At 63.3% G+C, this 26597-nt stretch carries 20 protein-coding genes; 9 read left to right on the top strand and 11 right to left on the bottom strand.

The genetic code is table 11. The features are described 5' to 3' along the window. Positions 1-144 precede the first annotated feature (144 nt). Together BLR71_RS15615 and BLR71_RS15610 are read left to right on the top strand one after the other, a co-directional pair. Positions 145-810: a fumarylacetoacetate hydrolase family protein gene (locus BLR71_RS15615; protein ID WP_092528485.1), complete on the top strand. Its 666-nt coding sequence runs from the start codon at positions 145-147 to the stop codon at positions 808-810. 150 nt (positions 811-960) lie between these two features. Continuing rightward, positions 961-2934, top strand: a complete 1974-nt coding sequence (locus tag BLR71_RS15610; protein WP_092528483.1) for an acyl CoA:acetate/3-ketoacid CoA transferase — start codon at positions 961-963, stop codon at positions 2932-2934. Positions 2935-2961: 27 nt separating this feature from the next. Here BLR71_RS15610 and speA read toward each other — a convergent pair whose 3' ends face one another. From speA to BLR71_RS15590, 4 genes are all read right to left on the bottom strand, one after another. Further along, positions 2962-4863: a biosynthetic arginine decarboxylase gene (speA, locus tag BLR71_RS15605; RefSeq protein ID WP_092528481.1), complete on the bottom strand. Its 1902-nt coding sequence runs from the start codon at positions 4861-4863 to the stop codon at positions 2962-2964. A 76-nt stretch (positions 4864-4939) separates the two neighbouring features. After that, entirely contained in the window at positions 4940-6631 is a 1692-nt protein-coding gene (locus BLR71_RS15600) for an ArnT family glycosyltransferase (protein WP_092528479.1), read from the bottom strand. Between the two features lie 229 nt (positions 6632-6860). Beyond that, positions 6861-7808 (bottom strand): homoserine kinase, encoded by a 948-nt coding sequence (locus BLR71_RS15595; RefSeq protein ID WP_092528477.1) that lies wholly within the window; start codon positions 7806-7808, stop codon positions 6861-6863. 172 nt (positions 7809-7980) lie between these two features. Then, positions 7981-8289, bottom strand: coding sequence for a DUF2782 domain-containing protein (locus BLR71_RS15590; protein ID WP_092528475.1), 309 nt, complete (start codon positions 8287-8289; stop codon positions 7981-7983). A 144-nt stretch (positions 8290-8433) separates the two neighbouring features. Between BLR71_RS15590 and polA the strand changes: the two genes are divergently transcribed. Continuing rightward, positions 8434-11205, top strand: a complete 2772-nt coding sequence (polA, locus tag BLR71_RS15585; protein WP_092528473.1) for a DNA polymerase I — start codon at positions 8434-8436, stop codon at positions 11203-11205. Between the two features lie 117 nt (positions 11206-11322). On the opposite strand, the gene BLR71_RS15580 is transcribed toward polA, so the two are convergent. The 4 genes from BLR71_RS15580 to BLR71_RS15565 all read right to left on the bottom strand — a co-directional run bounded on the left by BLR71_RS15580 (position 11323) and on the right by BLR71_RS15565 (position 13397). Next, complete coding sequence (locus BLR71_RS15580) at positions 11323-11616, bottom strand: YkgJ family cysteine cluster protein (protein ID WP_092528471.1); 294 nt, start codon at positions 11614-11616, stop codon at positions 11323-11325. Between the two features lie 89 nt (positions 11617-11705). Beyond that, positions 11706-11948: a type II toxin-antitoxin system Phd/YefM family antitoxin gene (locus tag BLR71_RS15575; protein ID WP_092528469.1), complete on the bottom strand. Its 243-nt coding sequence runs from the start codon at positions 11946-11948 to the stop codon at positions 11706-11708. 628 nt (positions 11949-12576) lie between these two features. Beyond that, positions 12577-13080: a hypothetical protein gene (locus BLR71_RS17525; protein WP_175491707.1), complete on the bottom strand. Its 504-nt coding sequence runs from the start codon at positions 13078-13080 to the stop codon at positions 12577-12579. Positions 13081-13082: 2 nt separating this feature from the next. Beyond that, complete coding sequence (locus BLR71_RS15565; protein ID WP_092528465.1) at positions 13083-13397, bottom strand: hypothetical protein; 315 nt, start codon at positions 13395-13397, stop codon at positions 13083-13085. A gap of 397 nt (positions 13398-13794) precedes the next feature. On the opposite strand from BLR71_RS15565, the gene BLR71_RS15560 reads away from it, so the two are divergent. The 4 genes from BLR71_RS15560 to BLR71_RS15545 all read left to right on the top strand — a co-directional run bounded on the left by BLR71_RS15560 (position 13795) and on the right by BLR71_RS15545 (position 18513). Further along, positions 13795-14499 (top strand): haloacid dehalogenase type II, encoded by a 705-nt coding sequence (locus BLR71_RS15560; RefSeq protein ID WP_092528463.1) that lies wholly within the window; start codon positions 13795-13797, stop codon positions 14497-14499. Positions 14500-15046: 547 nt separating this feature from the next. Continuing rightward, positions 15047-15211: a hypothetical protein gene (locus BLR71_RS17690; RefSeq protein ID WP_175491706.1), complete on the top strand. Its 165-nt coding sequence runs from the start codon at positions 15047-15049 to the stop codon at positions 15209-15211. 508 nt (positions 15212-15719) lie between these two features. Further along, positions 15720-17273, top strand: a complete 1554-nt coding sequence (locus tag BLR71_RS15550) for a DHA2 family efflux MFS transporter permease subunit (protein WP_092528459.1) — start codon at positions 15720-15722, stop codon at positions 17271-17273. A gap of 82 nt (positions 17274-17355) precedes the next feature. After that, positions 17356-18513 (top strand): HlyD family secretion protein, encoded by a 1158-nt coding sequence (locus BLR71_RS15545; protein WP_092528457.1) that lies wholly within the window; start codon positions 17356-17358, stop codon positions 18511-18513. 141 nt (positions 18514-18654) lie between these two features. Here BLR71_RS15545 and BLR71_RS15540 read toward each other — a convergent pair whose 3' ends face one another. Next, positions 18655-19683, bottom strand: a complete 1029-nt coding sequence (locus BLR71_RS15540; RefSeq protein ID WP_092528455.1) for a Fe(3+) ABC transporter substrate-binding protein — start codon at positions 19681-19683, stop codon at positions 18655-18657. 286 nt (positions 19684-19969) lie between these two features. Between BLR71_RS15540 and BLR71_RS15535 the strand changes: the two genes are divergently transcribed. Next, positions 19970-21142, top strand: a complete 1173-nt coding sequence (locus BLR71_RS15535) for an ABC transporter ATP-binding protein (RefSeq protein ID WP_092528453.1) — start codon at positions 19970-19972, stop codon at positions 21140-21142. On the opposite strand, the gene BLR71_RS15530 is transcribed toward BLR71_RS15535, so the two are convergent. Together BLR71_RS15530 and dauA are read right to left on the bottom strand one after the other, a co-directional pair. Further along, positions 21095-22771: an ABC transporter permease gene (locus BLR71_RS15530; protein ID WP_092528539.1), complete on the bottom strand. Its 1677-nt coding sequence runs from the start codon at positions 22769-22771 to the stop codon at positions 21095-21097. The genes BLR71_RS15535 and BLR71_RS15530 overlap by 48 nt on opposite strands. A gap of 236 nt (positions 22772-23007) precedes the next feature. Next, a complete protein-coding gene (gene dauA, locus BLR71_RS15525) occupies positions 23008-24756 on the bottom strand; it encodes a C4-dicarboxylic acid transporter DauA (protein ID WP_092528451.1) in 1749 nt (582 codons plus the stop codon). 302 nt (positions 24757-25058) lie between these two features. Here dauA and BLR71_RS15520 point away from each other — a divergent pair, with 302 nt between their 5' ends. Next, positions 25059-26453 carry a sigma-54 interaction domain-containing protein gene (locus BLR71_RS15520; protein WP_092528449.1) on the top strand — a complete coding sequence of 465 codons (1395 nt, stop codon included), beginning with the start codon at positions 25059-25061 and terminating at the stop codon, positions 26451-26453. Positions 26454-26597 lie beyond the last annotated feature (144 nt).

Below are 26597 nucleotides of genomic sequence, written 5' to 3'. Positions count from 1 at the left end.
TTTGGTGGAGGGCCACCTAACGAGGGCATGGGTGACGTAGACTGACGAGATTCAGTCACGGCGAGGGGTGCGCTTCGCTGCACCGCTCGCTGCTTGCTCATCATCAACTCGCCATGCGCTGGACCTGGTCAGGAGAATCGCCCCATGCATTTCGTGCCCCGCTTTACCGACGGACAGGACTTTCCCCATGCACTCGGCAAGATCGTCTGCGTGGGGCGCAACTACGCCGAGCATGCCAAGGAACTGGATAACCCGGTGCCGAGTGCGCCGTTGTTGTTCATCAAGCCGGCCACGGCGGCGGTGCCCTTGAAGGAGCCGATCGATATTGCTCCGTCGCGGGGCGAGGTGCATTTCGAGACCGAACTGGCGCTGCTGATCGGCGATACGCTGACCGATGCGAGCCCCCAGCAAGCCGAGCAGGCGGTGGCCGGCATCGGCCTGGCGCTGGACCTGACCCTGCGTGAGGTGCAGAGCCGCTTGAAGGAGAAAGGGCACCCCTGGGAAATCGCCAAGTCCTTCGATGGCGCCTGCCCGCTGTCGCAGTTCCTGCGTCTTAACGGCCCGCTGGACTGGTCGAGCCTCAATTTCTCGCTGGATATCGACGACGAGCGCCGCCAGACCGGCGATACCGCGGACCTGCTGTTCCCGATTCCCGAGCTGCTGGCCGAGATGAGCCGCCACTTTACGCTCTTGCCCGGCGATGTAGTGCTCACCGGCACTCCGGCAGGTGTCGGGCGGCTGCCTCGCGGTGCCCGCCTGCATTTCGACTTGAATGGCTGGCTCGAACTCGAGACGCAGGTCGCGCCCTGAGTCGCCGAGCCGTTGACGCTGGTGTCGCGCTGGCCGTGCCCGGCACAGAATGAAGAGCAGTGCCCCGCCAACCGGCGGGGCACTGTCGTTATGGGGCTGCCTGCGGAGCGCTGTGCTAGGTTGTCGAGACCGTCCGCAGGAGGCTGACCCATGCCCCACCAGACTCATCCCTTGCTCTCCAACCGCCCCTTTACCGAGAAGGGCAAGGTCGTCTCCGCCCAGGAGGCGGTGAATCTGATCCGCGATGGTGACGCCGTGGCCACCGGCGGTTTCGTCGGCATCGGCTTCGCCGAGCATCTGGCGGTGGCGCTCGAGGAGCGCTTCATGACGACCGGTCAGCCGCGGAATCTCACGCTGATGTATGCCGCGGGGCAGGGCGACGGCAAGACCCGCGGGCTCAACCACCTGGGGCACGAGGGGCTGGTGGCCAGGGTGATCGGCGGCCACTGGGGGCTGGTGCCCAAGCTGCAGAAACTCGCCATTGAGGGGCGCATCCAGGCCTGGAATCTGCCTCAGGGGGTGATCTCACATTTATTTCGCGATATCGCCGCCGGCAAGCCCGGCACCCTGAGCCGGGTAGGGCTCGGCACCTTCGTCGACCCGCGCCTGGGTGGCGGTCGCATCAACGACGTATCCACCGAGGAGCGGGTCTCGCTGCTGCCCATCGACGGCGAGGAATACCTGTTCTACAAGGCCCTGCCGCTGCAGGTCGCCCTGCTGCGCGGCACTACCGCCGACACCCTTGGCAATATCAGCATGGAGCGCGAGGCGCTGATCATGGAGTCACTGGCCATTGCCACGGCGGTGCACAACTCGGGTGGCCTGGTGATCGTGCAGGTCGAACGGCTGGCCAAGCGCGGCTCTCTGCCGCCGCAGAGCGTGCGTATTCCCGGCATTCTGGTCGATTGCGTGGTGGTCTGCGACGACCCGGAGCACCACTGGCAGACCTTCGGCACCCGCTATAACCCGGCCTATTCCGGCGAGATCAAGGCGCCGATGGCCACTCCCGAGCCGATTCCGCTGTCGGCTCGCAAGATCATCGCCCGCCGGGCGGCCTTCGAGCTCAAGCCCAATAGCGTGGTCAACCTGGGTATCGGCATGCCCGAAGGCGTCGGCCCGGTGGCAAGCGAGGAGCGAGTGCTCGAGCTGATGACCTTGACCGCCGAGCCGGGCGTGATCGGCGGGCTGCCCGCCAGCGGGCTCAACTTTGGCGCGGCGCTGAACGTTCAGGCGATCATCGACCAGCCGGCTCAGTTCGACTTCTACGACGGCGGCGGCCTGGATATCGCCTTTTTGGGCATGGCGCAGGTCGATGGTCAGGGCAACGTCAACGTCTCGAAATTCGGCCCTCGGCTGGCTGGCGCCGGCGGCTTCATCAATATCAGTCAGAACGCCCGCCGGGTGGTGTTCATGGGCACCTTCGTGGCGGCACTCGAAGAGCTTGCCATCGTCGATGGCGAGGTGAGGCTCGCCGAGGGTGGGGTGAAGAAGTTCGTGGCAAGCGTCGAGCATCGCACCTTCAGCGGTGCGCTGGCCGCCGCCGAGTCCAAGCCGGTGCTCTACGTGACCGAGCGCTGCGTGTTCCGCCTGACCGCCGAAGGCCTGGTGCTCGAGGAAATCGCCCCGGGGGTGGATCTTGAGCGCGATGTGCTGGCGCTGATGGACTTCAAGCCGCTGATGCCGGTGCCGCCACGGCTGATGGATGCGCGTATCTTCCGTGAAGAGGCGATGGGCCTGCGTGAGCACCTGCTGGATCAACCGCTGGCTCAGCGCTTCACCTTCGATGCGGCAGAAGAGGTGTTCTTCATCAACTTCGAGAACCTGAAGGTCAGCACGCAAGCGGATATCGATACCATTCGCGAGACCGTCGAAGCCTGGCTGACGCCGCTTCAGCGCAAGGTCTATGCCATCGTCAATTACGATCACTTTCGCATCGACGAGGATCTGCTGGGCGTCTACACGGAGATGGTCAGCGACCTGGAAGCGCGCTTCTATTCGAAGGTGACCCGCTACACCACCAGCGTATTCCTGCGCATGAAACTCGGCGATGCCCTCGAGGCGCGCTCGGTCGCCGCGCATATCTATGAAAGCGCCGAGGAGGCCAGGGCGCATCTGAAGCCCTAGCCAGGTTCGGCTAGGGCGGAACCATGGTCAGCCCAGGTAGGTGTAGCTCTTGAGCCCGGCATGCAGGTCGTCGAGGAAGGCGCGGCGCTGGGCTTCGGGCAGGCCGCTGGCTTCGAGCTGATGGCTCAGGCGAGCGCGCAGCACCTCGGCATCGAAGTTGACGTAGCCAAGCACCGAGGCCACGTCGTCGCCGCGAATCGCCTCTGAGAGTACCCAGCGGCCGTTGGCATCGAGCGCGGCGTCCACCGAGTCGGTATCGCCGAACAGGTTGTGCAGGTCGCCGAGAATCTCCTGGTAGGCGCCGACCAGGAAGAAGCCCAGCAGCTTTTCGTCGTCGTGCTGCCAGTCCGGCAGCGGCAGGGTGGCCTCGACGCCCTGGCCGTCGACGTAGCTGTCGATGCGCCCGTCGCTGTCGCAGGTGATGTCCTGCACCACGGCGCGGCGGGTCGGCTCCCGGTCGAGCCCCGAGAGCGGCAGCACCGGGAATATCTGCTGAATGCCCCACACATCGGGCACCGACTGGAACAGCGAGAAGTTCACGAACAGCTTGTCGGCGAGCTTCTCGGCCAATTCGTCGAGGATCTCCCGGTGGGCGCGGTTGCGGGCATCGAGCTGGCCACGCAGCCGGCCACAGGCGGCGAAGTAGACGGCCTCGCCTTCGGCACGGGCGGTGATGTCGGCAAGGCCCAGCACGAAGCGGTCCTGCAGCTCGGCCATCGCCTGCACCAGGTCGTGATAGGCCTCGACCAGGCCGCGGGGCTCCTGGCTGGCCGCCAGTTGGTCGTGCACCCGCCACAGCTCCTGCACCTCGCCGTCCTGAGCGGTGCGCGCCGCCGGCGGCGCCTCGCCGATGCGCTCCTCGCCGATCACGTTGGTGATCAGCACCGCGTGGTGGGCGGTCAGGGCGCGGCCGGACTCAGAGATCAGGTGCGGGTGGGGCAGGCCTTCGGCATCGCAGGCCTGGCGGAAGGCGGCCACCACGTTGCCGGCGTATTCGCGCATCGAGTAGTTGATCGAACATTCGCTGCGCGAGCGGGTGCCCTCGTAGTCGATGCCAAGCCCGCCGCCGACATCGACGGTATCCACCGGCGCGCCGAGTTCCCGCAGACTCTGGTAGAAGCGGGCACATTCGCGCAGGCCACGCTGAATGTCGCGGATATTGGCGATCTGTGAACCCAGATGGAAGTGAACCAGCTGCAGGCTCTCGAGGGAGCCTGCTTCGCGCAGGCGCTCGACCACCTCGAGGATCTGGCTGGCGGTGAGGCCGAACTTGGACTTCTCGCCGCCGGTGTTCTGCCACTTGCCCTTGCCCACCGAGGCCAGCCGGGCGCGCAGGCCGATGCGTGGGGTGACTTCGAGGCGGCGCGCCTCTTCAAGAATCAGCTCCAGCTCGGAGAACTTCTCGACGACCAGATAGACCTTGTGGCCCAGCTTTTCGCCCATCAGCGCCAGGCGCACGTACTCGCGATCCTTGTAGCCGTTGCAGACGATCAGCGAGGGAGCGTCGCCGGAGAGGGCAAGCACGGCCAAAAGCTCCGGCTTGCTGCCGGCTTCCAGGCCGACGCGGCCGCGGCCGCGCTCCTGAGTGGCGAGAATTTCCTCGACCACCCGGCGCTGCTGGTTGACCTTGATCGGATAAACAGCGGTGTAGCCGCCGTCGTAGTGCTCGTCCTGCATCACGTAGTCGAAGGCCGCGCAGAGCTGTTCGACCCGGTCGTGCAGGATATCGGTGAAACGCACCAGCACCGGCAGGCGCAGGCCGGCCGCACGCAGTTCGTCGACCAGGGCGTCCAGCGGTAGACTGGGGCCTTCGACCTCGCTGCCTAGCGGGCGCACCAGGGCATGGCCCTGGTCATCGACGTCGAAATAGCCGCTGCCCCACTGGTCGATGTTGTAGGTGCGTCTTGCCTTGGCGGCGGGTGCGGTCATGTCGCTCTCCTGAGCTGGCCTGAGCCGGCGCGATGACGGAAACGGAGCCGCATTATGACGCGGGGCAGCGCGACTGTCAGGAGCTTGAGCCCTCATCGGCTGTCGTTGCCTTTGTCGTTGCCTCCGTTGCTGTCGTCACGGCAGCTACGGGGTCGGCAGGCGTGGCGGCCTCGTCGGGCGGTGTCGCCGGTTCCAGCGCCAGGTAGTGGCCACGATAGGGGAAGACGGTCGACTGCTCGGGAGCATCCTTCTGGTGGCGGATATGCAGTACCACCAGGCCATCGGGATGAGCACGCCGCCAGGCGGGGATGTCCTGGTCGTCGAGCTCTGCGAGTGGCTCGGTGAAGCGTCCGGCGAACTGGAAGGTCGCCTGGTAGCTCATGTCTTCTATGGCGACCGGGCCATGATCTGCCTGCCATTCGGCGATCAGGCGCGCGGGCGGCGCCACATCGTAGGCCGACCACAGCGGCGCGAGCATCACATGCACGGTGGCCACGAAGGCCAGGCCATTGATCAGCACCAGGCCGCGCAGTGCCGTCTGAAGCGATCTCCAGCGCCAGGCCAGCGCACCGGCGGCGACCGCCATCAGCAGAGCGGCGCCCAGCGGGTCGATATCGCCGCTAAGCGACGGCTTGCCGAATAGCCACAGCCCGAAGCCGGCAGCCGCCAGCAGGCCCCAGCCGAGTCCAAGCCCCCATAGACGGGTCGGCGTCTGGCTGGCGCGGCCCAGCGCCTGGGCAGCGATCAGCGCAAGCCCTGGCAACAGCGGCATCAGGTAATGCACCTGCTTGGCGCTGATCAGGGTGAAGATGGCGAAGCCGCCCAGCGTCCACAGCCAGGGCAGGCGCGCCAGGCGCGAGCTGATCGTAGAAGGTGACGAATCGGTGCCGGGCTGGGCGTCGTGTGGTTGAGAGTCAGATGCGGCCCGGCGCCGCGGATAGAGGCGCGGCCATAACAGTGCGGGAAACAGCAGCAGCGGCAGGCAGTATAGGTACCAGTACCAGGGGCGGGCGTGGTCGAAGGCGTTGACCATGCGATCGGCGGTCTGGCCCCACAGCAGCATCCGCGCAAAGGCATCGCCGCCCTGCCAGGCGGCGGGTAGCGCCCAGCACAGCAGCATCAGAATGCCCACACCCAATGTCATTGCGCCGCCACGCCACCAGGCGCCGGGCGTCTTCTCGCGCCACAGCGGTGCACTGAGGAAGACGATGCCCCAGGTGAGCAGTGCCACCGGCCCCTTGGCCAGTAGCGCGAGCCCGAGCCAGGCCCCGGCGATCAACCACTGCTTGCGACCGGGAACACCACCATCGACGCTGATCAACGGTACGATGGCGCCCAGAATGCAGGCGGTGAGCAGCACATCGAACATCACCACGCCGCTGTAGGTCACCCATAGCAGCATGGCCCCCAGAATCAGGGTGGCGCGCCAGGCGAAGGCGGCGTTGCCCATGCGCCGTGCCAGGCGGTAGAGATGGAAGTGCGCCAGCAGGGCGGCCAGTGGCATGATCAGCTTGGGCCAGACGCCGTTGACGCCGCCGACCGTCCAGCCGAGCTGCATTAGCCAGAACAGCAGGGGCGGCTTATGGGAATAGGCCTCGCCGTTCATATGCGGCACCAGGAACTGCCCCTTTTCCCACATTTCCCAGGCCACGCTTAAATAGCGGGTCTCATCGATGGGGATATAGGGCCGGGCGAGGGCGGCAAGCGTCACCAGCAGATAGAGGCCAAGCAGCGTCAGCGCGTTGCCAAGCTGGGGGGATCGTGTCATTAGGGCTCCTTGGCGCTAGGCCACTCCGTTCGCGCTGCAATGCGAGTTGCCTTGCCGGCGACATGGGCAGCAGGGGCGTCTTGAATGCGCGGAAGAACCTTAGCGGCGGTGACTTAACGCAATCTTAGCGTTTGCCGAACCGCACGAGCGAAGCCGCAAACGACGACGCCCGCCGAATCTATCGGCGGGCGTCGCGATGAGCAGGGGGCTGGGAGTAGCCGCCGTTCGGTCAGGCCGGCAGCGGCAGGGCGCCCTTGAGGCGCTGGCCGAGAATGGTGCGGAAACGCTGGGGGTCATGGGGCGTGAGGTCGTGAGCGGGCGGATCCACGTAGACCACCAGCAGCCGCGAGAGCCAATAGCGCAGTGCGGTCATGCGCAGCATCATCGGCCAGGCATCGCGCTCGCTGCAGGTCAGCTCCCTGCGGGTCTGATACGCCGTGAGAATGGCGTCGTGGCGTTCCTTGTTCAGGCGCCCGTCATCGTCGGTGGCCCAGTCGTTGATGACGATCGCCAGGTCGAAGAGCAGATCGCCAGTGCAGCCATTATAGAAGTCGATGATGCCGCCCAGCTGCTCGCCGTCGAACAGGGTGTTGTCGCGGAACAGGTCGCCGTGAATGGCGCCCTGGGGCAGGTCGGACGCATCGCCGAAGAAGGCCTGATAGGTGTCGATCTCATCGCTCATCAGCGCCTGGTCCTCGGGCGAGAGATAGGCCAGCACCCGGTGGTGCATGGGGGCCAGCCAGTGCAGATCGCGGGGATTGGGGCGCTGGCCCTCGAAGTGGCGCGACACCGAATGCATATGGCCAAGGGTGTCGCCGAGGGCGCTGCACTGGGCGATGCTGGGCGCGGTGGGGTGCTTGCCGGGCATGCGCGGAAACAGCAGCGCGGGCTTGCCGGCGAGGCTCTGCAGGGCGACGCCATCGCGATCGTGCAGTGGGCCGGGCACCGGCAGCCGATGCTCATCGAGGTAGTCGAGCAGGTCGACGAAGAACGGCAGCTCCTCGTGTTCGCCCTGCTCGAACAGCGTCAGCACCAGCTCGCGAGAGTCGGTGGTCACGAAATAGGTGGTGTTCTCGGTACCGCTGGCCACGCCCTTCAGCTCCTTCAAGGAGCCTGCCTCGAAGCGTGTCAGGAAGTCGGCGACCTGCGCGTCGTCAAGCGGGGTGAATACGGCCATGTCTCTCTCGCCAGGAATGCCAAACGGCACATTGTACCGTCTTGCCGGCGCGATGCACGGCCCATGTCGTCAGTCCGTCGGCTGAGTGACGTCCTGTGTCTGCAACAGGCCTAAAGGCTAGCGGATGATGGGCGAATAGACCTTCACAACCGGTGCCGGGCCAAGCGCCGATCTACCACTCGACCAGCACCCAACTGGGAATCGCGATCTGATCGCCGGATTGGCGGGCGAAGTTGCCATCGCCGTCTTCATCGATCAGGAAATAGGAGGGCCCCACCTTGGGCGTGATCTTGATCGCGTAGAGCTGGCCGTTGACCCGGTATTCCTCGATGGTGCGGTCTTCCTGCTGGCGGATGGTGACGTCTGGTTCGACATCGGCGGACTGGGCCAGTGCCGGGGCCGTGGTGGCCAGGCACGAGCCGATGATCAGGAACAGGCCGAAGCCTGCGGTGAGGATAAGGCGACGCGATATGGCGAACATGGTGAGCTCCCGATATATCAGCGAAACAGTGTTCACGCTTGTCTCGCCAGTGTAGGTCAGCTCGATAGCGCTAGGCGAGCCTGACGTGATGCAGGGAGCTGCGTATCATGGGAGGCAGTGATCTTGCTCAAGGAATTGGTATTTATGGCCACCCCGCCCATCGTCCTCGTCGACGGCTCCTCGTACCTGTATCGCGCCTTCCATGCCCTGCCGCCGCTGACCACCTCCAAGGGTCAGCCGACCGGGGCCGTGAAGGGCGTGATCAACATGCTCAAGAGCCTGATCAAACAGTATCCGGACAGTCCGATGGCGGTGGTCTTCGATGCCAAGGGCAAGACCTTCCGCGACGAGATGTTCGAGCAGTACAAGGCGCAGCGCCCGCCTATGCCGGATGACCTGCGCAGCCAGGTACAGCCGCTGCATGACTGCGTGAAGGCGCTGGGCCTGCCGCTTCTGTGCGTCGAAGGGGTCGAGGCCGATGACGTCATCGGCACCCTGGCCCGCCATGCCACCGAGGCCGGACGCGATGCGGTGATCTCCACCGGCGACAAGGACATGGCCCAGCTGGTGAATGGCCACATCACCCTGGTCAATACCATGAAGGGCGAGACCCTGGACGTGGATGGGGTGAAGGACAAGTTCGGCTTGCCGCCGGAGCTGATCATCGACTTCCTGGCGCTGATGGGCGACAAGGTCGACAACATTCCCGGCGTGCCGGGGGTGGGCGAGAAGACGGCGCTTGGCCTGCTGCAGGGCATGCAGGGCGGCCTCGACACCATCTACGGCGATCTGGAACGCATCAAGACGCTGAGCTTCCGCGGCGCCAAGACGCTGGGCAAGAAACTCGACGCACACCGCGACGAGGCCTTTCTGTCGTACAAACTCGCCACCATCAAGACCGACTGCGAGCTGCCGGTCGGGCTTGATGATCTCGACATCGCGCATCCGGACCGCGAGGCGCTGACCGAGCTGTACCGGGAGATGGAATTCAAGGCCTGGCTTTCCGACCTGCTCGAAGGCAAGGACGAGAGCATCAGCGCGGCGGTCGCTGGCGAAAGCGATGCGGCCGACGAGCCGGAAGAGGAAGATCAGGAAGCGCCGGCCAGCACCCGTGAGGATCACGTCATCCTGGAGCAGGTCGACTTCGATGCCTGGCTCGAGCGTCTCAAGGCCAGCGAAGCCTTCTGCTTCGATCTCGAGACCACGAGCCTCAACTACATGGAGGCCGAGATCGTCGGCGTCGGGCTGGCGCTCAAGGCCGGCGAAGCCGCCTATGTACCGCTGGCGCACGACTATCTCGATGCCCCCGCCCAGCTCGATCGTAAGGCGGTGCTCGAGGCGCTGACGCCGCTGCTCGAGGATGCCAGCAAGGCCAAGATCGGCCAGAACCTCAAGTACGATATCTCGGTATTGGCGAGCTATGGCATCCGGGTCGCCGGGCCGCTGCACGACACCATGCTCGAGTCCTATGTGCTCAACTCCACCGCCACCCGCCACGACATGGACTCGCTGGCGCTGAAATACCTGGGCGAGAAGACGGTGAGCTTCGAGGAGATCGCCGGCAAGGGCGCCAAGCAGCTGACCTTCAACCAGATCGCCCTCGAACAGGCCGCCCCCTACGCCTGCGAGGACGTCGACATTACCCTGCGCCTGCACCACGAGCTGCGCCCGCGCCTCGAGCAGGAAGGCCGTGTCAGCGAGGTGCTGGACGCCCTCGAGCGGCCGCTGATTCCGGTGCTGTCGCACATCGAGCGTACCGGCGTGGCCCTGGACGCCGAGCGCCTGCACACCCAGAGCCAGGAGCTTGCGACGCGCATCCGCGAGCTAGAGGCCAGCGCCCACGAACTCGCCGGCCGCGAGTTCAACCTGGGCTCGCCCAAGCAGCTCGCCGAGATCCTCTTCGAGGAGCAGAAGCTGCCGGTCAAGAAGAAGACCCCCAAGGGCGCGCCTTCCACCGCCGAAGCGGTGCTCGAGGAGCTGGCGCTGGACTTCCCGCTGCCCAAGGTGATCATCGAGCATCGCGGGCTCTCAAAGCTCAAATCGACCTACACCGACAAGCTGCCGCTGCTGGTCAACAAGGCCACCGGCCGGGTGCATACCAGCTATCACCAGGCGGTTACCGCCACCGGGCGGCTGTCATCAAGCGATCCCAACCTGCAGAACATCCCGATCCGCACCGAGGAGGGGCGCAAGATCCGCCAGGCCTTCATCGCCAGGCCCGGCTACAAGATCGTCGCCGCCGACTACTCGCAGATCGAGCTGCGCATCATGGCGCATCTCTCCGAGGACGCCGGCCTGCTGGAAGCCTTCGCCGAGGATCGTGACATTCACGCCGCTACCGCCGCGGAGGTATTCGGCGTCGAGCTTGATAAGGTTTCCAGCGACCAGCGGCGCAGCGCCAAGGCCATCAACTTCGGGCTGATCTACGGCATGAGCGCCTGGGGGCTCGGCAAGCAGCTCAACATCGAGCGCAACCAGGCCCAGACCTACATCGACCGCTACTTCGACCGCTATCCGGGCGTGGCCCGTTACATGGAGCGCATCCGCGCCCAGGCCGCCGACGACGGCTTCGTCGAGACCGTCGCCGGCCGCCGGCTCTACCTGCCCGAGATCAAGGCGCAGAACCAGGGGCGCCGCCAGGCCGCCGAACGCACCGCCATCAACGCACCCATGCAGGGCACCGCCGCCGATATCATAAAGCGCGCCATGATTGACGTGCACGCCTGGCTGATGGACGGCGAGATGGATGCCTGGATGGTCATGCAGGTGCACGACGAACTGGTCTTCGAGGTGAAAGACGAGCAGGTCGATGACTTCATCGATGCCGTGAAGGCCCGCATGCGTGACGCCGCCGACCTGAAGGTACCGCTGATCGTCGAGGCCGAGAGCGGCATCAACTGGGATGAAGCCCACTGAGGCAGTAGCAAGTATCAGCACAAAAGCATCAGCCCGGCTTTGGCCGGGCGGATGTGGGCGGATATGGGCGGATGTGGGTAGGGTAAGCGCTGGCTGGATAAGCCGTGCTTGAATGCGCTACATGCTCGCCGCGCGCTCGGTAAGGCACTCATCGGAGGCCATTTCGAACTCCCGGCAAATCAGCGGCCGGTTCTCATAAATCGAGCACATCAAGGTGTCGCGATCGAGTGCCGAGCACCAGCCATCCTCCAGGCGGCGCATCGTCTCTCCGCCCCACTCGTCCACCTCGATATAGCGTTCCGGCACGCCGGTGTCGGTCAAGATGACCACTTCCAACCGGCAGCAGCAGGCCTGGCAGTTCGAGCAGGCGACCTCGCTGACCGGCAGGTTTTTCGCTTCTATAGGCGTCATGGATATCCGAGGTTGGAGACGTTTAGCGCCATCATACGCTAGCTTCTTGGCATTTTTCTGGGTTTGCTTGGTGTAAACCCATTTCCATGTCACCAGTCCAGCTCCTCATCGCATTCGTCTACGGAGGTGTCCACCCCCTCGCGAATAGACTCACGCATTCCCGGCACGGATAGCAGGTAAATTGTTTCCTGAATGGCCGACCAATCTTCCTCGGATACCAAAACCGCTTTGTTACGCTTACCCATAATGACGATTGGTTGGTGGGACTCGGCGGTCTCGTCAATCAATCGATAAAGGTTGCTGCGCGCCTCAGTCGCTGTAATCCTAGTCATGACGCATCTCGTACACGTTAAAACTTTAATAGGTGTACGCCTATCTGTACGTACGTCAAGGCGAGCGTACTTCATGCTGCCCTGCAGCAGGCACGGAACCCGCAGTTTAGTAGGTGCTGCCGCACCTGGTCTGGTTATATCTCTCTCGGTAGATCCAGATCCTTCTTGATTCTGTCTTCAAGGCTCTGTGCATCATCATAGCCATAGGTATTCGAGTATCCGATTAGATGCCTCACGGCCTCTTCAGGCCGGAGCCCCCTCCATCTGAGATAGCGCCTGTACCAACCAGGAAGCTCTATGTATGCTGCGGAAAGTTCAGCTGACGACTTGCAATTTGATCTTATGCGTTCCCTATGAAACTCCTTCATCTCGTCATTCAGGTTGTCAGCTTTTATAACCTGAGCATAAAAAATGAACTCAGAATGTACCCGCGCCCGAATCTCACGAAACCGTAGTACTGGTTGTACCGAGAAGGTGGAAAACCAATACCCCACGGCACCAGCAAAAATGCCTATAAGGGCCGTTATGAGATTAATATTCAATTTTCAACCTCCGGAAATACAACGCCTAATCGCAGTTAGCCGCCCAAAGCGTGGCAGCGCTTTGGGCGGTCAACTGTAGTGTCCTGCTATGGGTTTTCTGAGAACTTTATAACTTCCTTTAATTCTTCGATTTGGCCTATATGCATTTTTGCTTTTTTTATGTAGTCGTCGGAAGCTCGAATATACTCATTTCTCCGCCGGCGTTTTATAAACGGCTTGAATTCTTCAATAGCAGCTACGTGCAAAGGCAAGGACTCTGCTATGTATTTTGACATAGGGTGATTTATAAAATTAGTACCATCGGCAGAGCGTTTCTTGGGGAATTGCGTTTCAATTTTCACCTGTTCTGGAATCATCACTGATCTGAATTTTATTGCTGCAGCATTCCTGGCGTTATTTGCGCTAATAAAATATGATGCCAAAAAACCGATAAGTCCGCCAATAATAGTGGCTGGGATGCCAGCGATAACTTTTATCATCATTTCCGAACACATGCTGCCCCCTTTTTTGCTACCATAACGCCAGCCAGCATGCGCGGCTACGAAATGGAGGCGAAGCCGCATTGTAGTAGGAATCGCCGTGACTGGCATTGTTAACCTACAAGTATCTCGGCGGGCTCTATGTGCTGAGATAGTATCGCTAAGACTTGGTTAAGGTATGAGTGTATTTCCACATAGTTAGCGTCGGCGTGGTTCGGGCCCATTGCTGGATTGGTTTTCCCTACCTCTTCTGGCCATAGCTTGTTTGGAACTTCCGGAAGGGCTTCCTTAGCCAGATTTAGAAGCTGGTTATAGTTATCTGCAAAGTGTGCATTCGGTTTCTTCTCCCTCTCTTTTGCCGAAAGCTTTTCTAATGCACGCACAGAAGCTGCAACTTGCGGCTCCAAAACTTCAGCAATTATCTCCATTGCTTTTCTCCTTTTATGGTTAACAGTGATTAGGCAGCTTGCCCGTTTCCCCACTTGAACAAACGTGTGCTTTCAATATTCTTATGCTTCCTATTTAAGCTGCTGATTTTTATTGATTTTCTATTTTGGTGGCTGTGTAGTGCCAATAAGTGCGCCTGCTGCCTTTGCCACCAAGGTCGGCTTGGGGCGAGGGTGCTATTCGTCATGTGCTTCATCTCTAATGTCATGACTCAAAGTACCGAATGGCGTAGCTGGGGGAAAGAGGGCCTGCCAACGTTTTGGCTTAACGCCCGTCATGTTAGCCGATGGTGCTGCGGGCGATGCCTGACTGGACTTGCCGCTGGTGGCGAGGGATAACAGGAGGGGGTATCAGAGGAAACCACGGCGGAGGGACATCATGGCGGGAGCGGACAGGGTCGAGGTGCTGGCCTTCGATGTGTTCGGTACGGTGGTCGATTGGTACGGCTCCATCGCCCGCGAGGTCGATGCGCTGGGGCTGGATGTCGATGGCGGCGAGTTCGCACTGGCCTGGCGGGCGGGCTACAAGCCGGCGATGCAGCGGGTGCAGTCCGGTGAGCTGGGCTGGACGCACCTTGATGACCTGCATCGCGGCATTCTCGATCAGTTGCTCGAGCGCTTCGCCATCACCTCGCTTTCCGAAGCAGACAAGCGCCACCTGAACCGGGTTTGGCACCGGCTCGACCCCTGGCCCGATGCGGTGGAGGGGCTCACGCGCCTCAAAAGACGCTTCACGCTCTGTACGCTTTCCAATGGCAACCTGGGCTTGCTCACTAACATGGCCAAGCGTGCCGGGCTTCCCTGGGACTGCATCCTCTCTGCTGAGGTGTTCCGCCAGTACAAGCCGCATCCCGACACCTATCTTGGCGTTGCCGATGTCTTCGATGTGCCGCCAGCGGCGGTGATGATGGTGGCGGCTCATCAAGAGGATCTCGATAGCGCCCGCTGTCATGGCCTGAGAACGGCCTACATCGAGCGCCCGCATGAGTTCGGGATGGCAGCGTCCAAGGACGTGTCCGGCGCGCTCGACAACGACCTGCATGCGGCTTCGTTGGTGGGCTTGGCGGAGCGCCTCGGCTGCTGAGCCGTTGGCTTAAGTGATTAATTCATTAGTTACGTAAGGATTAACCAGTAAAAACTTGCCGTCTTTTTGGCTACAGCTACTATGGAAATAATGCTATAAATCAGGTGTTTTCTATACTGCCAGTTCAATGTATCGGTATCGCATTGAAAATGCCGTACTAAGACCTGTTTTGGCCCTGAGCAGGCAACGGCGTCGTGAGCAAGGTCGTATCGAAGGTTGATTGGTAGGGGCGATTAACGTTGCTATGAGGGTTACTGCTTTACTCGGTGGTCTTGTCCGGTGCTGGGGGATGCCGCATGAGGTAATGCTTTCACTGCTCGCCCTAGAAGTTTCACCCGCTGGGTGTTGAATCCATGCAGGCAAGGTCAGATAAGACGAGGAGCACATGGAGCGTGTTTTGCTAGGGGCAGGGCCTCATGAAAGCTATATCATCATGTGCTCATGCGGAGCCATCGAGGTCACAAGGGAGCCTACTCAGTGGCGTCGTTTCACGCCTTACCATCACTTGGTGCGCTGCTATTGCGATGAATGCGGCGAAATCAACAGCATGGAGGTTCTCGAAGAGAATCTTGCCGGGTCGGACCGTCAGGCGGTGCTCAAGGCCCTGAACGCCGTACCCAGCGTGACGATCCCCACGCCTGCGCTAGCCCCTCGTGACAATGTGGTCGTCGCGCTCCCTAGGGTGGGCCGAGACGCGGACGTGCCCGATTAAATCGGTGGTAGATTGAATGACTGATTCGAGCAGACGCTCATCGCTCACCGCCTGTGTCAGGAACGCCCTGAGCTGACCTCCTAGCCGGCGAAAACAAGGCAGATATGAGACAAACACAAGAAGGCCCGCAGCCATGCTGCGGGCCTTCTTGTGTTTGTGGCCGGTCGCATCACCGCTTTGCATCTCGCCGAGCCGGCACATGACTCGGTGTGGTGGGTTATCTTGTTAGCCTGAAAATTATATACTCGCTATTATTCGTGCTGGGCGGACGACTCCTTTGCACTCGCAAAGGGGGGGGCGGTTCCACCCAGCCCCGCGGTGTTTATCTATCTCTGTGGCCTGCGCGATGCCGGCCGTTCTTCATCTTCTAACGCCGCCAAGGCAGCGTCATTTTTTGTGCTGCGTGTCTCGTCATTTCTCATCTTATTGATTTCTCACAAGGGGAGCGTCGCTTGTTGGTACTAGACACTGATATGCGTGCAACCTGGTGGTGTCACGGCGGTACGCCATGAGCCAGGTAGACTTGCTGTTCGAGCGCTATGGCCCGCGTTACAAGCTGTGGGTCACCCTGACCGTGATGCTGGGCCTGGTGGCGCTGGGCATGTCGATCACCATCGTCAATGTGGCGATTCCCTACATCAAGGGCGCCTTCGGCATGAGTAACTCCCAGGTGCAGTGGCTCTCCACCGGTTTCCTGGCCTCGACCACGGTGTCGCTTTTGATCGCGCCCTGGCTGGTGTCCGCGGTGGGGCAGCGTGCCACCTTTATCGGCCTGCTGGTGGTGTTCATGGCGGCCTCGATCCTGGGCGGCCTGGGGCAGGGCATGATGGCGCTGATCGGTGCTCGGGTCGTGCAGGGTGCAATGACCGGGTTGATTCGGCCGGTGGCCATGCAGGCGCTGTTCGCCGCCTACCCGCCACAGGAAAGGGGCATGGCCGTGGCGATGTATGGCATGTGCCTGGGGCTGCCGCTGACGCTGGCCACCGTCATCGGCGGTTGGCTGGTCGAGAGCTTCACCTGGCGCTATGTGTTCTTCATCACCCTGCCGATCTGTTTGGCGGCGGCGGTGATGGGGTATTTCTTCCTGCCGGCCCGCGAGCAAAAGGGGCCGCGCCCGCCCTTTGACTGGGCCGGCGTAGTGCTGCTGTTCGCGGCGGTATTCGCACTGCTGACGGCGCTTTCCAATGGCCAGCGCTGGGGCTGGTACGACCCTCGCATTCCGGCGCTGGTGCTGCTATCGCTGGCCTGCGCCGGTGTCTTCGTGGTTTGGCAGCAGCGCACCGCTCACCCGCTGCTGGATCTGTCGATATTTGGCTATCGCATCTTTCTGGTCGGCACCCTGGCGATGTTCCTGTTCGGCGGGACCTTCTACGGAATCATGTACTTGCTGCCCCAGTTCGTGCAGTCGGTGCTGCATTACAGCCCGGTGAGCGCCGGTCAGATATTCCTGCCGTCCACTGCCGTGCTGGGCATTCTGGTGCCGCTGGTGGGCTGGCTCAGCGACCGCTACCCGCCGCACTGGATCACCTTGCCGGGGCTGGCCTGTACGGTCTTTTCGGCCTGGCAGATGGCGCAGATGGACTGGCATACCTCCTTCGCCTATCTGGCAACGGCGATGGCGATTCTGTCGGTGGGCATGGCGTCCTTCCCGCCGCCGACCCTGTCGAAGGCGATCTCCGGCCTGCCTCGGCATCTCACCGGCTATGGCTCGGGGGTGATCAACTTCGCCATGCAGTTGGGCGGCGCCATGGGCACGGCAGGCCTGGTGATTCTGCTCGACCGACGCTCGGTGCTGCACGGCCAGCAGCTCAACGCTGGCGTTACCGCGGGCAACGATATGGCCCAGCAGCAGCTGAGTCAGCTCGTCGAACTGGTGGGTCGCCTGGGCGTGCCCGCCAACCAGCAGCAGGCCATGGCCGGCTATCTGACGGGCCAGGTCGAGGCGATCTGGGCGTCGATCCTCGCCTATCAGGACGGCTTCTGGTTGCTGGTAGCCAGCCTGCTGGTGGTCGCGATTCCCTCGGTGCTGCTAAGCCGCTGGCAGCGCGCGCCCCACAGCTGAGCTTTATTACCTGGCCGCCAGAAGGGCTGCTCGAGTATTCAGCCAAGCTCTCATCTAAGGACTCTTTCAAGGACTTAAGCCCATGACATCGTCGACTTCTACCCCTCGTCGCCTCACCGGCAGGACCGCGTTCAAGCTGGCCTTGCTGGTGGCCGTGGTCGCACTCTGCCTGGTATGGGGCGGCATGGCGATTCTGCATCGCCTCAGTCATGTCAGCGCCCAGGATGCCCGGGTGATGGCCAACCAGGTCACGGTCAGCAGCCGGCTGTCGGGCTGGGTGACTGACTTCAGCATCATTGAAGGTGACCGCCTCGAGCGGGGCGATACGGTGGCCAAACTGTACAGCGAGCCCGATGAACAGAAGCTTGCCACCCTGCAGGCCAGCGTTGAGGCCATGCAGGCGCGGCTGGATCATCAGGAGGCGCGGCTGGCGCTGGCCAACCGACAGTTTCAGGGCGGCCTGAACATCGCCAACCAGCAGCTCGCGGCCAGCAAGGCAGCCGAGCAGGCCGCCCAGGCGCGATTGGAGCAAGCCCGAAGCGACTACAGCCGCTCGGATGAACTGCTCAAACAGCACTCGGTGTCGCAGCAGCAGCGTGATCGTGATTACTACACCCTCGAGGCCGCTCAGGCGGAGGCCCACCAGGCCAGCCAGGAAGTCGCGGTCAATCAGGCCCAGGCCGACAATGCGCATCTTGGCTTTCTCAATGGCGTGCAGGCGCCGCTGCCCAACCCCGAAGTGCTGCGTTTTCAGCGCGATGTGGCACGCAAGGAGCTGGCGCAGGCCAAGGCCAAGCTGAATCAGGAAAGGCTGCGGATTGCCGATCTGCAGGTGCCCAGCCCGAGCGCCGGCGTGGTCAACAAGACGCTTATCGATCAGGGCGAGTATGTCGGCGCCGGCCAGCCGATCCTGATGATGCATGACCCGGACAAGCTATGGGTGGAAGCCCGCATCAAGGAGACCGACATCAGCGAGCTGCGCCTCGACCAGCCGGTCGCGATTGCGGTGGATGCCTTCCCAGACGAGAGCTTTTCGGGCCATATCACCAATATCGGGCGCGCGGCCACCAGCCAGTTCGCCCTGCTGCCGGACCCCAATCCTTCGGGTAACTTCACCAAGATCACTCAGCGTTTGCCAGTGCGTATCGCCTTCGACAAGGGGCCCATCGACCTGATCGGGCCGGGCATGATGGTCAACGTGGATATCGACGTCAGCGGCGCCGGCCCGCGTCACGGCTGAGCAGGGTCGCGGCTCGGCGGTGATAGATGCCGAACCCACGCAAAAAAGCCCGCAGCCGTTGCGGGCTTTTTGTCATTGCTCTGTGCGTTTCGGGCGCGGTAGCTGTCGGCCGATGATGGCATCAGGCCAACCGGCCGGGGCTTAGCGCCAGCCGACGCGGTCGAAGATCCGTACCGCCTTGGGATTGTTCTCACCGAGCACGCTGACGTTCAGGTCATCGCGCTTGAAGTCGCCCCAGGAGGCCAGCACGTCGTCGATTTCGACGCCGTCGACCACCGGGAACTCGTGGTTACCCTTGGAAAACATCTCCTGGGCCTGGTCAGAGGCCAGGAACTCGAGGAAGCGCTGAGCGTTTTCCGGGTGCGGGGCGCCCTTGATCATGCCGGCGCCGCCGACGTTGACATGGGCGCCGCGGCCATCCTGGTTGGGGAACAGAATCTTGATCGACTCGGCGGCCTCGCGCTCGGCGTCGTTGTCGGATTCGAGCATGCGCACGTAGTAGTAGTGGTTGGCCACTGCCACATCACACTCGCCGCTGGCCACGCCCAGCAACTGATCGGTGTCGCCGCCTTCCGGGTCGCGGGCCATGTTGTCGACCACGCCCTGCGCCCATTGCTCTGCGCCGTCTTCACCGTGGTGAGCGATCATCGAGGCCAGCAGCGACTGGTTGTAGATGTTGTTCGAGGAGCGCATGCAAACCCGGCCCTCGAGCTTCGGGTCGGCGAGATCTTCATAGGTCGAGATTTCGCTGGGGTCGATGGCGTCCGGGTTATAGAAGATGGCGCGCACGCGCTGGCTGAAGCCGAACCACTTGCCATCGGGGTGGTGCATGGAAGCAGGCAGCCGCTCATCCAGCACCTCGGAGTCGACCGGGGCGAAGATGTCTTCCTTTTCGGCTCGCCACAGGCGGCCGGCGTCCACGGTCATCATGACATCGGCGGGGCCGGCCTCGCTCTCAAGGAGGATGCGCTGAATCAGCTGGTCGGAGTTGCCCTCGAGCACGTTGACGTCGATGCCGGTCTTCTCGGTGAAGGCGTCATAGAGCGCCTGATCCGAGTCGTAATGACGCGCCGAATAGATGTTCACGGACTCTGCCAGCGCTTGGCTTGCAAAGGCGGAGCCGGCCACCAGGGCGGCAAGGGGCAGAACGTGACGGCGTTGCAGGGGCATCGGACACCTCGTGGATAGTCGAGAACCTGATTTGAATGATAATGCGTTGCATTAACTGGCTGCCATTGAAGCGCCTGCGGGGAGCTGCGTCAACTGCCATAGCGGTCGCTTGGCGCCGGATGCGGGTGAGAGTCGCGAAAACCCGCCCCGGGGCTGATCCAGGTCATGGAGCCATGGCGTGCGTCGGGACCGACAAAGCGAGTAAACTGGAATGCATTTAGGACGCATTCCCGCTTTCACGCTGCGGCACAGGCCGTAGGCGTACGAGATGAGACGACGAGCTTCCATGACCTCCCAAGCGATTCCGACTGAGATTGACCGCCAGGTCTCCCACGAGGCCCCCGTCCTCGCCATGCATCACATTCGCCATGCCTACGGTAAGCACCAGGCGGTCGAGGATGTCAGCCTCTATGTGGAGCAGGGCGAAGTCGTTTGCCTGCTGGGCCCCTCGGGCTGCGGCAAGACCACGCTGCTACGCATTGTCGCCGGCCTCGAGACCGTGCAGGAAGGCGGCGTCGACCTGGGCGGCCGACCGATTGGCCGGCCCGGCAAGGCCCATGTGCCGCCTGAAAAGCGCAATGTCGGTTTGGCCTTCCAGGACTCGGCGCTGTTTCCGCACCTTTCCGTGCTCGACAACGTGGCCTTTGGCCTCGAGTCGCTGCCCGGCAAGCAGCGCCGTGCGCGGGCCATGGAACTACTCGAGCAGTTGGGGATGGAAGGCTATGCCAAGAGCTATCCGCACACCCTGTCCGGCGGCCAGCAGCAGCGCGTCGCTCTGGCCCGCGCCCTGGCGCCGGCGCCGTCACTGATGCTGCTGGACGAACCCTTTTCGAGTCTGGATGCGCGGCTACGCGACCGCATTCGCGACGATACCCTGCACGTGCTGAAGCGGGTCGGCGCCGGGGCCCTGCTGGTCACCCACGACCCGGAAGAGGCGATGTTCATGGCCGATCGCATCGCCTTGATGCGTGATGGCCATATCGTGCAGATGGGCACGCCGCTGGAGCTCTACTGTGCCCCGCGAGATCCCTTCGTGGTGACCTTCTTCGGCGAGGTCAACGAGATGGCCGGCGAGGTACAAGGTGGCCGGGTGAAGACGCCGATCGGTGAAGTGCCGGTGGACGATATCGCCGACGGCACTCAGGTGCGGGTGCTGATTCGCCCCGAAGCGCTCAAGATCGCGACCCTCGACGAGCCGCCGGAGGCCCTCTCCGGCGATGGGCGCCACGGCGATGGCGATGATAGCCATGGTCAGCACAGCCATGTGGTGATGGCCAAGCTCTTGGGGCGCTCGAGCCTCCTGCATATCTGCGCTCATGGCGCCGATGGCTGGGAAGCCCACCTCCATGCCCGGGTGCCCGGCGTGTTCCTGCCCGAAGAGGGGCAGCCCGTGCTGATCAACCTCGACCCGTCACAGGTCTTTGTCTTTCCCGCTGATGGCGCCGCTGCCGGGGCGTGAGCCGCGGATCGCCAGGCTCAACAGAATCACTGGAATGATTCCCACCGCCACAATGGTCAGCGAGGCGGTGGAGGCTTCGGCAAGCCGCTCGTCCGCCGCCAGGTTGTGGGCCCGCACCGCCAGGGTGTCGAAGTTGAAGGGCCGCAGGATGATGGTCGCCGGCAGTTCCTTCATGACATCCACGAACACCAGAATGGCCGCGGCCAGCAGGCTGCCGCGGATGATCGGCGTGTGCACGCGGCGCAGGGTGCCACCGGCGGTCTGGCCCAGGGTGCGGGCCGCGGCGTCCATGCTCGGCGTCACCTTGCCTAGGCTCGCCTCGATGGCGTTGAAGGAAACCGCCAGGAAGCGCACCACATAGGCATAGATCAGGATGAAGGCGGAGCCGCTGAACAAGAGCCCGACCATCATGCCGAACTGCTCGTTCATGAAGCCGTTGATGCGTTGGTCGAGCCACGAGAAGGGAATCAGGATGCCGACCGCCACCACCGAGCCGGGCACCGCATAGCCGATGGCGCCGATGCGGGTGGCCAGGCGCGTGATCGGGCGTGGATTGAGGCGAGCGCCATAGCTCAGTACCAGCGCCAGGCCCACCGCCACCAGGGCGGCGATGGTCGCCAGCACCAGGCTATTGCCGGCGAATTCCAGGAACTGGGCCCCGAACAGATCATCCCCACCCTGCACCGAGAGATAGGTCAGCAGGCCGCTGGGAATCAAAAAGCCCACCATGATCGGCGTCAGGCAGCCCAGGCAGGCCGCCACGCCCCGCCAGCCGCGCAGGTGAAATTCCGGCAGCTGCTGATAGCGACCCGAGGTGTGGAAGTAGCGCCGCTTGCCCCGCGACCAGCGCTCCAGCAACACGAAGATGATCACGAAGGCCAGCAGGCAGGCCGCCAGCTGGGCGGCGGCGACCTGCTCGCCCATGCCGAACCAGGTGCGGTAGATGCCGGTGGTGAAGGTGTCGACGCCGAAGTACTGCACCGCGCCGAATTCATTGAGGGTTTCCATCAGCGCCAGCGATACGCCGCCGACGATGGCCGGCCGGGCCAGCGGAATCGCCACGCTGGTGAACAGCCGCCAGGGCCCGCGTCCCAGGGTGCGGCCCACGTCCAGCACACACACCGACTGCTCGAGGAAGGCCGCCCGGGTCAGCATATAGACGTAGGGGTAGAGCACCAGGGTAATCAGCGTCGCGGCACCGCCCAGCGAGCGAATATCGGGAAAGAAGTAGTCGCCGCGTCCCCAGTCGAAGACCTCGCGCAGCCAGGTCTGCACCGGGCCTGCGTATTGCAGGAAGTCGGTGTAGGCGTAGGCAATCACATAGGTCGGCACCGCCAGCGGCAGCAGCAGCGCCCATTCGAACAGCCGTCGGCCGGGGAAGCGGCACATGACCACCAGCCAGGCCGTACCGGTGCCGATCACGAAGGTGCCAAGCCCCACCGTCACCACCAGGAAGAGGGTGTTGGTGAGATAGCCCCCCAGCACGGTGCTGGCCAGGTGCTGCCAGATGCCGTCGGTGGGCACCAGAATATGCGCAAGCACCACGATCACCGGCAGCGCTACGATCAGCGCGATGCCGATGGTCAGCACGCTCCAGGCGCTGAAGTGCAGCGATAGACGACGAGCCATGCTGGCTGGCCGAGAACGGGCGGAACGGAACAAGCGGTTGACTCCTTGCGGTGCTAGGGCTGGTGATCGAGCCTGCGAAAGAGGCCCATTCAGCTCCCCAATGCGATGGGGTCACCAGTGAGACCAGTAACGGATGAGAATGGTAACGGGCGAGAATACTAGCAGTTGGGGTCTGTCACTGCAGCCTGCCGCGAAGGTATTGCTACGCTCGGCAGGCTGCCTTGGCTCTGTGCTGGTTAGCCCTGTGCTGAGCGGCCTTGCCCGAGCCAGCGCAGGGCCACGGTCCTGGCGCGGGCGAGGCTCGCGCAGTGCGTCAGTTCGCCGGCGGTGGTGCGAATGCCGGCCCGGCGCAGCTTGACGATCTGACGGGGCGACAGGCCGACCAGGATCAGACCGACGCTCTGGCGGCGCATCTCCTCGACCATGCGGCGCAAGGCGACGAGCGCCGTGCCATCGATGCTCGGCACGCCGTGCATGTCCACCATCACGATGCGGACGTTGGAGTCGACGATTTGCAGCGACGACAGGGCCTTCTCGGCGACGCCGAAAAACATCGGGCCGTTGATGTCGTAGAGCGCGACTTGGGGCGGTAGGTCCTGCATCTCGGGGTGGCGATCGAGCGGGCGGGCGGTGGTCTGGGTCACCTGCGTCATGCGGCGAATGAACAGGGCGGCGGCCAGGCCCATGCCCACCGAGACCGCCAGTACCATGTCGAACAGCACCGTCAGCGCGAAGCAGATCGCCAGGATCGCCACATCGCCCGCAGGCGACGAGCGCAGGGTGTGCACGAACATCCGCGCTTCGCTCATGTTCCAGGCGATGATGAACAGCAGCGCGGCCAGCGAGGTCATGGGTACCAGTCCCAGCAGCCCGGCCAGCGCAATCACCGCCAGCAGCACCACCAGCGCATGCACCACGGCGGCGATCGGTGAACGCGCGCCGCTGCGAATGTTGGTCGCGGTACGCGCAAGGGCGCCGGTGGCGGTGATGCCGCCGAAGAAGGGCACGGCGATGTTGCCAAGCCCAAGGCCAATCAGCTCGGCATTGGGATCATGGCGGGTGCGGGTCATGCCGTCGGCGACCACCGCACAGAGTAGCGACTCGATAGCCGCCAGCATGGCAATGGCGAAGGCCGGACCGAGCAGCGAGCGGATAAGCTCGAAGTTCACCGCCAGCGGTTCGCCGTCGGCGTTAGGCATATGCCAGGGCAGGGCGAAGCTTGGGGCGATCGGCGGAATGCCGACGCCGCTCTCGCCCTCGGCGCTCCACTCGAAGCGCGAGGCGATGGTGGCGATGTCGCCCCCCAGCCAGTGATTGGCCACATAGGCGGCCAGTGCCCCGGCGACCAGCCCCGCCAGCGGCGCGGGCACTGGCGTGCGCAGCCGCGGCCACAGCAGCAGCACCGCCAGGGTGATGACGCCGATGGCAAGCTCGGCCAAGTGAGTCTCAGGCAAGGCGGCCAGGATATTCACCAGGCTGTCGGTGAAGTGCTCGCCGCGTGCTACCTCGAGGCCGAGGAAGTCCGGCACCTGCAGGGTGGCGATGACCACCGCGATGCCGGCGGTGAAGCCAAGCACCACCGGGTAGGGCACGAACTGAATCAGTGCCCCCAGGCGGGCGAGCCCCAGGCCGACCAGGATCATTCCCGCCATCAGCGTGGCGATCAACAGCCCCCCAAGCCCATAGTGCTGGACGATGGGCAGCAGGATCACCACGAAGGCCGCGGTGGGGCCGGATACGCTGAAGCGTGAACCGCCGGTAAGGGAGATCACGATGCCGGCGACGATGGCGGTATAGAGCCCGTGCTGGGGCGCCACCCCGGTAGCGATTGCCAGCGCCATCGAGAGCGGCACCGCCACGATGCCAATGGTCAGGCCGGCCAGGATGTCATGGCGCAGGTCTCCCAGCCCATAGCCCGCCTTCCAGGCGGCGAGCAGGCCAGTGCCGAGGCGAGGGCGATGCGCGGGCGAAGAGGAGTGCGCCATGAGAGATCCTTCAATTAGGTGCGTGGGGTTATCCAATAGATTGTGCGCCTGCCGAGCGTGCGACAAGACGATTTTCTTATATATGATCCCGAAAATAGGCGATGAAGGAAAAGTGGTCTTTTGCCACATTGCCGTCTCAGTTGCCGGGTTTTGAGCCCGGACACATCACCCCGGCTCTTGATACGCATGATTCGCGCAGCTTGGCGGCGGGTGGCGCGGGGCGTCTACGTCCAAGGTCCTCTTGTTGGGTAGTGCCTCAGCGTCAATGCTGGGTGGATATTCTTCGCAAGGGCACGACGTTCATGGGCTCTGACATCTTCCCTCAAGCACTGGCCGGGCCGCTTGCCTCGCCGCTTCTACTACGTGGCCTGGATGCCATGGGCGAGTGGCTGGTGGTGGTGGATGCCGAGTCGCGCATCGCCTATCTGAATGCCCCCTATGCCGCCTTCCTGGAGATCGATCCACTGGCGGCGTACGGCAAGCCGGTGCGTGAGGTCATCGAGAACACCCGCATGCCGGAAGTGGTGACATCCGGCCAGGCTGAGCTTGCGCAGCTGCAGATGGTGCGCGGTCATCACATGATTGCCCATCGCTATCCGGTGCGCGTCGACGGCAAGGTAGTAGGCGCGATTGGCACGGTGCTCTATCACGACACCTGGGAATGGCGGCAGATGAACGCCCAGGTAGAGGCGTTGGAAGCCGAGGTCGATTACTACCGCTCGGCCGCCCTGGGCGCCACACCGGGCACCCGCTGGCAACTGGCGGATGTGATCGGCGACAGCGCTGGCGTCCAGGCGCTCAATGCGCGGGTCCGCAAGGTGGCCCCGGGGGATGCCTCGGTGCTGATTCGCGGTGAGTCAGGCACCGGTAAGGAGCTTTACGCCCAGGCGCTACATCGCCTATCCGAGCGGGCCAAGGGCCCCTTCATCAAGCTCAACTGCGCGGCGATTCCCGAGGCGCTGCTCGAGGCCGAGCTGTTCGGCTACGAGGAAGGCGCCTTTACCGGCGCCCGCAAGGGCGGCAAGCCCGGCAAGTTCCAGCTCGCCGATGGCGGCACGCTGTTTCTCGATGAGATTGGCGACATGCCGCCGGCCATGCAGGTGAAACTGCTGCGGGTGCTCCAGGACCGTGAGGTCGAAGCGGTGGGGGCGACCAGCCTCGTGCCGGTGGACGTGCGCGTCATTGCCGCCACCCATCGGCCGCTAGAGAGCCTGATCGAGCGCGGCGAGTTCCGCGAGGACCTGTTCTACCGCATCAATGTCGTGCCGCTGGTGATTCCGCCGCTGCGCGAGCGGCGTGACGATATCCCGCTATTGGCCCGCCATCTGCTGGCAAGGCTCGCCGAGCGTCGCCAGCGGCGCTGCCCGAGTCTCAGTCAGGCGGCGATGGACTGTCTCACCTGCCATAGCTGGCCCGGCAACGTGCGCGAGCTGGAAAACGTACTGGAGGCGGCCTTCTACTTGGGAGGCAACCACCTGGATGTGGCCGACCTGCCCGAGGCATTGCGCCAGCGCCACGGCGAGCCACCCAGGCTCGGCGCCTCGCTCAAGGCGACCCTGGCTCAGGCCGAGCGCGAAGCCTTGTTGGCGGCACTCGCCGAATGCGATGGCAATCGCACCCGCGCTGCCAAGCGCCTGGGCATCGCCAAGTCTTCCTTCTATGAAAAGCTGACCCGACACGGCCTGCTGAGCGACTGAGGCGTCCGGTTTTCAGGACGTCGTCCGCTATTTCGGACGCCTGTAGGCTGCCCTTTACGTGAGCTAGAGCTTGATAGTGTCCGATTTTTCGGACGCCCTGGGATGGCATGTGATGTCTTGCGGCCGGCTATGGCCATGCATAGC

Source organism: Onishia taeanensis (assembly GCF_900100755.1).
Lineage (GTDB): Bacteria > Pseudomonadota > Gammaproteobacteria > Pseudomonadales > Halomonadaceae > Onishia > Onishia taeanensis.
This window is presented reverse-complemented; position numbering and strand designations above follow the sequence as displayed.